At 72.6% G+C, this 8,161-nt stretch carries 8 protein-coding genes and 1 pseudogene; all 9 read left to right on the top strand.

Going from position 1 to position 8,161, the window contains the following annotated elements:
• Nucleotides 1-901 (top strand): annotated as a pseudogene (locus ACWD4B_RS34260) (DNA polymerase III subunit gamma and tau); the annotation flags it as partial.
• Nucleotides 902-1,006: 105 nt separating this feature from the next.
• Nucleotides 1,007-1,369, top strand: a complete 363-nt coding sequence (locus tag ACWD4B_RS34255) for a YbaB/EbfC family nucleoid-associated protein (protein ID WP_336410573.1) — start codon at nucleotides 1,007-1,009, stop codon at nucleotides 1,367-1,369.
• Nucleotides 1,370-1,441: 72 nt separating this feature from the next.
• Nucleotides 1,442-2,041 (top strand): recombination mediator RecR, encoded by a 600-nt coding sequence (recR, locus tag ACWD4B_RS34250; RefSeq protein WP_336410574.1) that lies wholly within the window; start codon nucleotides 1,442-1,444, stop codon nucleotides 2,039-2,041.
• Entirely contained in the window at nucleotides 2,034-2,696 is a 663-nt protein-coding gene (locus ACWD4B_RS34245; RefSeq protein WP_451424435.1) for a DUF5063 domain-containing protein, read from the top strand. Before recR ends, ACWD4B_RS34245 begins: the two co-directional genes overlap by 8 nt.
• 146 nt (nucleotides 2,697-2,842) lie before the next feature.
• A complete protein-coding gene (locus tag ACWD4B_RS34240; protein WP_451424434.1) occupies nucleotides 2,843-4,114 on the top strand; it encodes an aspartate kinase in 1,272 nt (423 codons plus the stop codon).
• Nucleotides 4,111-5,220 (top strand): aspartate-semialdehyde dehydrogenase, encoded by a 1,110-nt coding sequence (locus ACWD4B_RS34235; RefSeq protein WP_451424433.1) that lies wholly within the window; start codon nucleotides 4,111-4,113, stop codon nucleotides 5,218-5,220. The genes ACWD4B_RS34240 and ACWD4B_RS34235 overlap by 4 nt, the downstream gene beginning before the upstream one ends.
• A gap of 276 nt (nucleotides 5,221-5,496) precedes the next feature.
• Nucleotides 5,497-6,165 carry a SigE family RNA polymerase sigma factor gene (locus ACWD4B_RS34230; RefSeq protein ID WP_451424432.1) on the top strand — a complete coding sequence of 223 codons (669 nt, stop codon included), beginning with the start codon at nucleotides 5,497-5,499 and terminating at the stop codon, nucleotides 6,163-6,165.
• Complete coding sequence (locus tag ACWD4B_RS34225; protein ID WP_451424431.1) at nucleotides 6,162-7,247, top strand: hypothetical protein; 1,086 nt, start codon at nucleotides 6,162-6,164, stop codon at nucleotides 7,245-7,247. The genes ACWD4B_RS34230 and ACWD4B_RS34225 overlap by 4 nt, the downstream gene beginning before the upstream one ends.
• A 60-nt stretch (nucleotides 7,248-7,307) precedes the next feature.
• On the top strand, nucleotides 7,308-8,161 hold an 854-nt coding region (locus ACWD4B_RS34220), incomplete at its 3' end, for an SURF1 family protein (protein ID WP_451424430.1).

The following is an 8,161-nucleotide window of genomic DNA, read 5'->3' as shown; positions in this document are numbered from 1 at the left end:
GCCGACGTCGTCGCCCGGCTCTGGGACAGCTGGGAGGACGACGCCGAGATCCGCGCCCGCGCAGGCCCCCGCCGCTCCGGCGCCCGCTCCGGCCCCGGCAGCACCGGCCGGTGCCTGGCCCACCGCAGCAGCCCCCGGCTCCGCCCCCGCCGCGCCGGCCGCCCCCGCGCCGGGCGCCGGTGCCTGGCCGTCCGCGGCCGCGCAGACCCCGGCAGCCCCGCCCGCCTCTGCCGCCCCTGCCGCCCCGGCGTCCCCGGGTGCCGGGGGCGACGCGGGCCAGGTGCGGCAGATGTGGCCGCAGATCCTGGACGCGGTCAAGAACCGCCGCCGCTTCACCTGGATCCTGCTCAGCCAGAACGCCCAGGTCACCGGCTTCGACGGCAGCACGCTCCAGGTCGGCTTCTCGAACGCCGGAGCCCGCGACAGCTTCGCCAACAGCGGCAGCGAGGACGTGCTGCGCCAGGCGCTCGGCGATGCGCTGGGCGTGCAGTGGAAGGTCGAGCTGGTCGTCGATCCGTCCGGCGGAGCCGGCGGTGCAGCCGGTGCCGGCGGTGCCGGTGCGTCCGGCGGTGGCTTCGGCGGCTACGGAAACGCCGGCGGTGGCTTCGGCGGCGGCGCCCCCGCCGCATCGCGCCCCCAGCCCCCGGCCCCCGCCCCTGCGGCCCCCCGGCCCGCGGCCGCGCCCGCTCCCGGCCCGTCCGCGGCCCCCGCCGCCCCGGCGCCGGAGGCCCGTCAGGCACCGTCCGCCCCGTCCGCGGCCCCCGAGCCCCCGCCGGTCCCGATCGAGGAGGACGTCCCCGCCGAGGACGACCCCGACCTCGTCGACACCGCCCTGAGCGGCCACGACCTGATCGTCCGCGAGCTGGGGGCGACGGTCATCGAGGAGATCGCCAACGAGTAGTGCGGCCGGGCCCGCGCACTACTTCCGGCGGCATGGGGCGCGCCGCCCGGCGAACACGTAGGCTCGGCTCCGAACCAGTCGTCGTCGACAGCCAGGAGCCGAACCATGTTCCCCGGTGGTGGCCAGCCCAATATGCAGCAGCTGCTCCAGCAGGCCCAGAAGATGCAGCAGGACCTCGCCGCGGCCCAGGAGGAGCTGGCGCGGACCCCCGTCGAGGGTTCGGCGGGCGGCGGCCTGGTGAAGGCCACGGTCACCGGGGCCGGCGAGCTCCAGGCCCTGGTCATCGACCCGCGGGCGGTGGACCCGGAGGCCGGCAGCGCGGAGGAGAACGCGGAGACCCTCGCGGACCTGGTCGTCGCCGCCGTGCGCGATGCGAACGAGTCCGCGCAGCGGCTCCAGCAGCAGAAGCTCGGCCCGCTCGCCCAGGGCCTGGGCGGCGGCAGCGGGATCCCCGGTCTCCCGTTCTGACGGGAAGCCTCCGGCATACCGGACGTAACGTACTTATAGCGGCATAAAAAGCGCAGAAGGAGAGCCCGATCCGTGTATGAAGGCGTGGTCCAGGACCTCATCGACGAGCTGGGCAGGCTGCCCGGTGTCGGTCCCAAGAGCGCCCAGCGGATCGCTTTCCACATCCTCCAGGCCGAGCCGGCCGACGTCCGCCGGCTCGCGCACGCCCTGACCGAGGTCAAGGCGAAGGTCCGCTTCTGTGCCGTCTGCGGCAATGTGGCGCAGGAGGAGCGGTGCCGGGTCTGCCAGGACCCGCGCCGCGACCCCGCCGTCATCTGCGTCGTGGAGGAGTCCAAGGACGTCGTCGCGATCGAGCGGACCCGGGAGTTCCGGGGCCGCTACCACGTGCTCGGCGGCGCGATCAGCCCCATCGAGGGCGTGGGCCCGGACGACCTGCGCATCCGCGAGCTGCTGGCGCGGCTCGCGGACGGGTCGGTCACCGAGCTGATCCTGGCCACCGATCCCAATCTCGAGGGCGAGGCCACAGCCACCTATCTCGCGCGCATGGTGAAGCCCATGGGGCTGAAGGTCACCAGACTGGCGAGCGGGCTGCCGGTGGGCGGAGATCTCGAATACGCCGACGAGGTCACGCTGGGGCGTGCCTTCGAAGGGAGAAGACTTCTCGATGTCTGACGCAACGCTGCACGATGCCAAGCGCGCTCCGGACGACTTCGCGGTCTCCGTGGCGGACTCGATCGAGAGCTTTATCGTGGCCGTCGCCGAGGTCTCCCGCGGTGACGAGCCGGACAGCGCCGTCCCCTTCCTGCTCCTGGAGATCTCCCAGCTCCTGCTCACCGGCGGCCGGCTCGGTGCGCACGAGGACTTCCTCCCGGACGAGCGCTACGAACCGGACGTCGGCCCGGAGGCGGACGTCGACGAGCTGCGCGAGCGGTTCGCGGTCATGCTGGACCCGGTGGACGTGTACTCCGAGGTCTTCGACCCGTACGTGCCGCGCAGCGCCCCGGTCGCCAGCCGGATCTCGGACGACCTCGCCGACATCATCACCGACCTGCGGCACGGCATGGCCCACTACCGCGACGGCCGGGTGAACGAGGCCCTGTGGTGGTGGCAGTTCTCCTACCTCTCCAACTGGGGCCCCACGGCGTCGGCTTGTCTGCGCGCGCTGCAGTCGCTGGTGGCGCACGTCCGGCTGGACCAGCCGCTGGACGAGCTGGACGGCCTGGACACGGATGCGGTGGCCGAGGAGCAACTGGCCGAGGAGGCAGGCCGCGTCATGGCGGCGGAGATCGCGGGGCCGCTGGGGATGCGGCCGACGAAGTCCCGCTGAAGCCCTGATCGCACGAGCGCGTCCCGGCCGCAAATCGTCCGGGTCCGCGCGGGCCGCGCGTCTCATCATGCGGCGTCACCATGGCCGATTCCTGCTGCTCGTTAGACTGCAGGCGACCGCAAAACACAGAGCTGCGAGGAGCGCACGTGAGCCTTGTCGTGCAGAAGTACGGCGGCTCCTCCGTTGCCGATGCCGAGGGCATCAAGCGGGTTGCCAAGCGAATCGTCGAAGCCAAGAAGAACGGCCACCAGGTGGTCGTCGTGGTTTCCGCGATGGGCGACACGACGGACGAGTTGATCGATCTCGCTGCGCAGGTTTCGCCGATTCCTGCCGGGCGCGAGTTCGACATGCTGCTGACCGCCGGAGAGCGGATCTCCATGGCGCTGCTGGCGATGGCGATCAAAAACCTCGGTCACGAGGCGCAGTCGTTCACCGGGAGCCAGGCCGGAGTCATCACCGACTCGGTCCACAACAAAGCGCGGATCATCGATGTCACGCCGGGGCGGATCCAGCAGTCCGTGGACGCGGGCAACATCGCGATCGTGGCGGGCTTCCAGGGTGTGTCCCAGCACAGCAAGGACATCACCACGCTGGGCCGGGGCGGCTCCGACACCACGGCGGTGGCCCTCGCGGCCGCGCTGAACGCCGAGGTCTGCGAGATCTACACGGACGTCGACGGGGTCTTCACCGCCGATCCGCGGGTCGTGAAGAAGGCCCGCAAGATCGACTGGATCTCCTTCGAGGACATGCTGGAGCTGGCCAGCTCCGGCTCCAAGGTGCTGCTGCACCGCTGCGTCGAGTACGCACGCCGTTACAACATCCCGATCCACGTGCGCTCGTCCTTCTCGGGCCTCAAGGGCACCTGGGTCAGCAACGAACCGCAAGGGGACCAGCCGATGGAGCAGGCGATCATCTCGGGCGTCGCGCACGACACCTCCGAGGCGAAGGTCACGGTCGTCGGGGTTCCGGACAAGCCGGGCGAGGCCGCGACGATCTTCCGGGCCATTGCGGACGCCGAGATCAACATCGACATGGTGGTGCAGAACGTCTCCGCCGCGTCCACGGGCCTGACGGACATCTCCTTCACCCTGCCCAAGACCGAGGGCCGCAAGGCCATCGAGGCGCTGGAGCGGACGAAGGCGAAGGTCGGCTTCGACTCGCTGCGCTACGACGACCAGATCGCGAAGATCTCGCTGGTCGGCGCGGGCATGAAGACGAACCCGGGGGTCACGGCGACCTTCTTCGAGGCGCTGTCGAACGCCGGGGTGAACATCGAGCTGATCTCGACCTCCGAGATCCGGATCTCGGTCGTCACCCGTGCCGACGACGTGAACGACGCCGTGTGCGCCGTCCACACCGCGTTCGGCCTGGACAGCGAGAACGACGAGGCCGTCGTCTACGGAGGCACCGGCCGATGACGGCCGCCCGCCCGGATGCCGGTGCCGTCGGCGGCACCGGCTCCGGGAGGGGGCACAGGCCGACGCTCGCGGTCGTCGGCGCGACCGGCGTCGTCGGCGCGGTCCTGCTCGAACTGCTCTCGCGCGGTGCGGACATCTGGGGCGAGATCCGGCTGGTCGCCTCGGCCCGCTCGGCCGGCCGGACGCTGTCCGTGCGGGGCGCGGAGACCGGGGTCCGCGCGCTGGGCGAGGACGCCTTCGACGGCGTCGACGTCGCCGTGTTCGTCGTGCCGGAAGAGGTCGCGGCGCAGTGGGCGCCGGTCGCCGTCGGCAAGGGCGCGGTCGTGGTGGACACGTCGGGCGCATTCCGGATGGACGCGGACGTGCCGCTGGTGGTGCCCGAGATCAATGCGCATGCCGCCCGGGTCCGCCCCCGCGGCATCGTCGCCGGGCCCGGCTGCACCACGCTGCCGCTGATCGCCGCGATGGGCGCGCTCCATGCGGAGCTGGGGCTGAGCGAACTGGTCGTCTCCTCGTACCAGGCGGTGTCGGGGGCCGGGCAGGCCGGCGTGGCGGCCCTCCGCGCCCAGCTCGCGGCCGTGGCCGGTACGGAGCTGGGCACGCACCCCGGCGACGTGCGGCGCGCGGTCGGGGACGCGACGGGGCCCTTCCCGGCGCCGGTGGCCCTGAACGTGGTGCCGTGGGCCGGCTCGCCGGAGGAGGGCGGCTGGTCCTCCGCGGAGACCGGGGTGCGCGAGGAGTCCCGCAAGATCCTCGGCCGCCCGGACCTGCGGATCTCCGTGACCTGCGTACGCGTACCGGTGATCACCGGGCACTCGCTGAGCGTGCACGCGCGGTTCGAGAACGAGGTGACGGTCGAGCGGGCGCACGAGATCCTGGCGAACGCCCCCGGCGTGGTGGTCTGCGACAGCCCGGCCGAGGGGGAGTTCCCGACGCCCGCGGACGTCGTGGGCACCGACCCCGTCTGGGCGGGCCGGGTGCGGCGCTCCCCGGACGACCCCCGGGTCCTCGACCTCTTCCTCTGCGGGGACAATCTGCGCAAGGGCGCGGCGCTCAATGCCGCGCAGATCGCGGAACTCGTGGCGGCCGAGCTGACCGCTCCGTAATATCGACGGGAAGTGTAAAGGTCGTGTGATCAACTCGTTGGTCCAGACCTCTTGAACTGGGCAGACGATCTGTTCGACGATGCGCTCCCCGACCGACTGCAACCGCCGCAGGGCCGGGGAGCGTCTTTGTTGCCGTCCTCTTTGGCGGTGCAAAAACCGGGGCATTGAGGAAGAGCTGGTACGCATGAGGGCATATGACGCCTCGTCACACGGTGCGTCGTCGACCGCGGAGCCCTGCGCGTACAACCCTGACGGGGGGAAGCGTGTCCAACAGGCGTGGCAGAGGTCATCAGCATCGCAACCGCCCCGAGGCGCGGCAGCACCTCCGTGCGTCCGCGTGCCGGCTCGCCGGGCGGTATACCGGTGATCGCCCCCTGGTCGGCCCCCCGTCCCGCCCAGCTCCCGCCCCAGGTGCCACCGCAGCGCGGGGACGCTGACGAGGCGATGGCAGCGGGCACCACAGTCGATCACCTCACCGAGACCTACCGGGCGCACTACCGCTCGCTGCTCGGCCTCGCGGCTCTGCTCCTCGACGACACCGCCTCCTGCGAGGACGTGGTGCAGGAGGCCTTCATCCGGGTGCACTCCGCGCGCAACCGCGTCCGGGACCCGGAGAAGACCCTGGCGTATTTGCGGCAGACTGTCGTGAACCTGTCCCGTTCGGCCCTGCGTCGCCGCATCCTCGGACTGAAGCTGCTGTCCAAGCCGATGCCCGACATGGCCAGTGCCGAAGAGGGGGCGTACGAACAGCTGGAGCGCGACCAATTGATCAAAGCCATGCGTGGACTGCAGCGCCGCCAGCGCGAGGTGCTCGTCCTGCGCTACTTCGCCGACATGACCGAGGCCCAGGTGGCGGAGACCCTCGGTCTCTCGCTCGGCTCGGTCAAGGCGTACGGCTCGCGCGGTATCGCGGCCCTCCGTGTCGCCATGGAGGCCCCTGTATGAACCGGCATTTCCCCGACGAGCACCAGGACCCCGGCAACGGCGGTCACCGGGAGATCGACGAACAGGCCCTCCGGCGGCTCCTGCAGGGCGCCGTCGAGGACATCGAACCCGCCGACGGCGCACTCGAGCACCTGCAGCGTGCCGTGCCCGCCCGGCGGACGCGCCGCCGGCAGGCCGTCGCGGGTGCGGTGGCCGCGGTGGTCCTCGGGGCCACCGCCCTCCCGGTCCTCATCCACGCCGCCACCACGGCCGACACCACCGACGACCACCAGGCCAACGCCGCCAGCAGCCACCAGCGCCCGCACGGCGGGACCGAGGGCGGCGAGCACGGCAGAGGCGTGCCGGCCCCGGGCCCGCTGAACACCGGCGCGAGCCCCGACGCCGGCCGGCGCGACGGGCACCGGAAGGAGGAGGACGAGGCCCAGCGGAAGGACGGCAGCACCACGGGCCCCACCGGCCCCGCGAGCGTCCCCGGCCCCGACCTCCGGCCCACCCTCGCCGCCACCTCGCCCACCTGCGACCGCAACCAGCTCGGCAAGGGCTCCGGCGTCGTCGGCACCCCCGACAAGAACGGCCGCGTCTACGGCACCTTCCGCGTCGTCAACGTCTCCCGCAGCGTCTGTTCGGTGGCCGGCGAGGGCGTGGTCGCGGCCCACTCCGCGGCCGGCAGCGACAACTCCCGGATCACGGTCGTGAACCACACGGCCGGCGATGCCGCGACCGGGCTGCCCGACCCGGCCACCGAGCCCAGCCAGGTCATCCTCCAGCCCGGGCAGGCGTACGAGATCAAGTTCGCCTTCGTGCCGGCCGCCGACGGCGGGCCGAACGGCTGCACCAAGCCCGGCATCACCACCCCGTCGCCCGCGAGCGACTCCGGCTCCGCCAGCGCCGCGCCCCCCGCGGTGGCCGCGGAGAAGCCGCAGGTCCAGGACGTCTCCTCGCCGACGCAGGGGCCGTCCGGAGTGGTGCTGAGCCACACCCCGGACGTCGGGGAGCCCAAGGCCGCCGACGCCGCGCTCCCCGACGCCTGCGCCGGGACGGTCTACCGCACCGGAGCCCTGACGGCCGCACCGACGGCCTGAAGTCGCCGCCGGTGCAGGGGCCGGTGCCGCCCCGCCGGGCGCGGCCCGTACCGTGGTGGTGTGTATCGGTTCCTGCTGACTCCCCGCTGGTGGGGGATCAACGTCTTCACCGTTCTGGCCATCCCCGTGTGCCTCTTCATGGGCACCTGGCAGCTCGGGCGCTTCGAGACGCGCGTCGACTCGCACCGCGAGCAGCAGACCCAGGCCGAGGACGCCCGCACGGCCGCCGCCGAACCGCTGGCCGGGCTGCTGCCCGTGAGCACCGTGACCTCGGGCCGCCAGGCCCGGGCCACCGGGCACTACGACACCGGGCACCAACTGCTCGTCCCGGACCGGCAGCTCGACGACCGCCAGGGCTTCTACGTGCTGACCCTGCTGCGGACGGACGGCGGCAAGGCGCTGCCCGTCGTGCGCGGCTGGCTGCCCGGCGACGCGAACTCCCCGGCCGACACCGCCAAGGTGCCCGCCCCGCCGTCCGGCGACGTCACCGTCACCGGTGCGCTCCAGGCGTCGGAGAGCCCGACCTCCAAGGGCGTGAACGCCTCCGGCGGGCTGCCGTCCGGGCAGCTCGGCGTGATCAGCGCGGCCTCGCTGGTGAACCTCGTGCCGTACCAGGTGTACGACGCGTGGATCACCGCGCCCACCGCGACGGGGCCCATGGTCCCGGTGCCCCCGGCCGCCGCCCCCAACAGCGGCCTGGACCTCAAGGCGTTCCAGAACCTCGGCTACACCGGCGAGTGGTTCGTCTTCGCGGGCTTCGTCGTCTTCATGTGGTTCCGGCTGTTCCGCCGCGAGGTCGAGGCCCTGCGGGACGCGGAGCTCGGCATCACCCCCGAGGGTCCGGACGGGCGGGCGGGCGGCGCGGATGGAGCGCGGGGAACGCGGGAGCCAGCACAAGGGAGGAGGGTGGGGTG

The organism is Streptomyces sp. NPDC002536 (assembly GCF_053594995.1).
The sequence above is the reverse complement of the archived record's forward strand: the minus strand, read 5'-3'. Positions and strand labels throughout refer to the sequence as shown.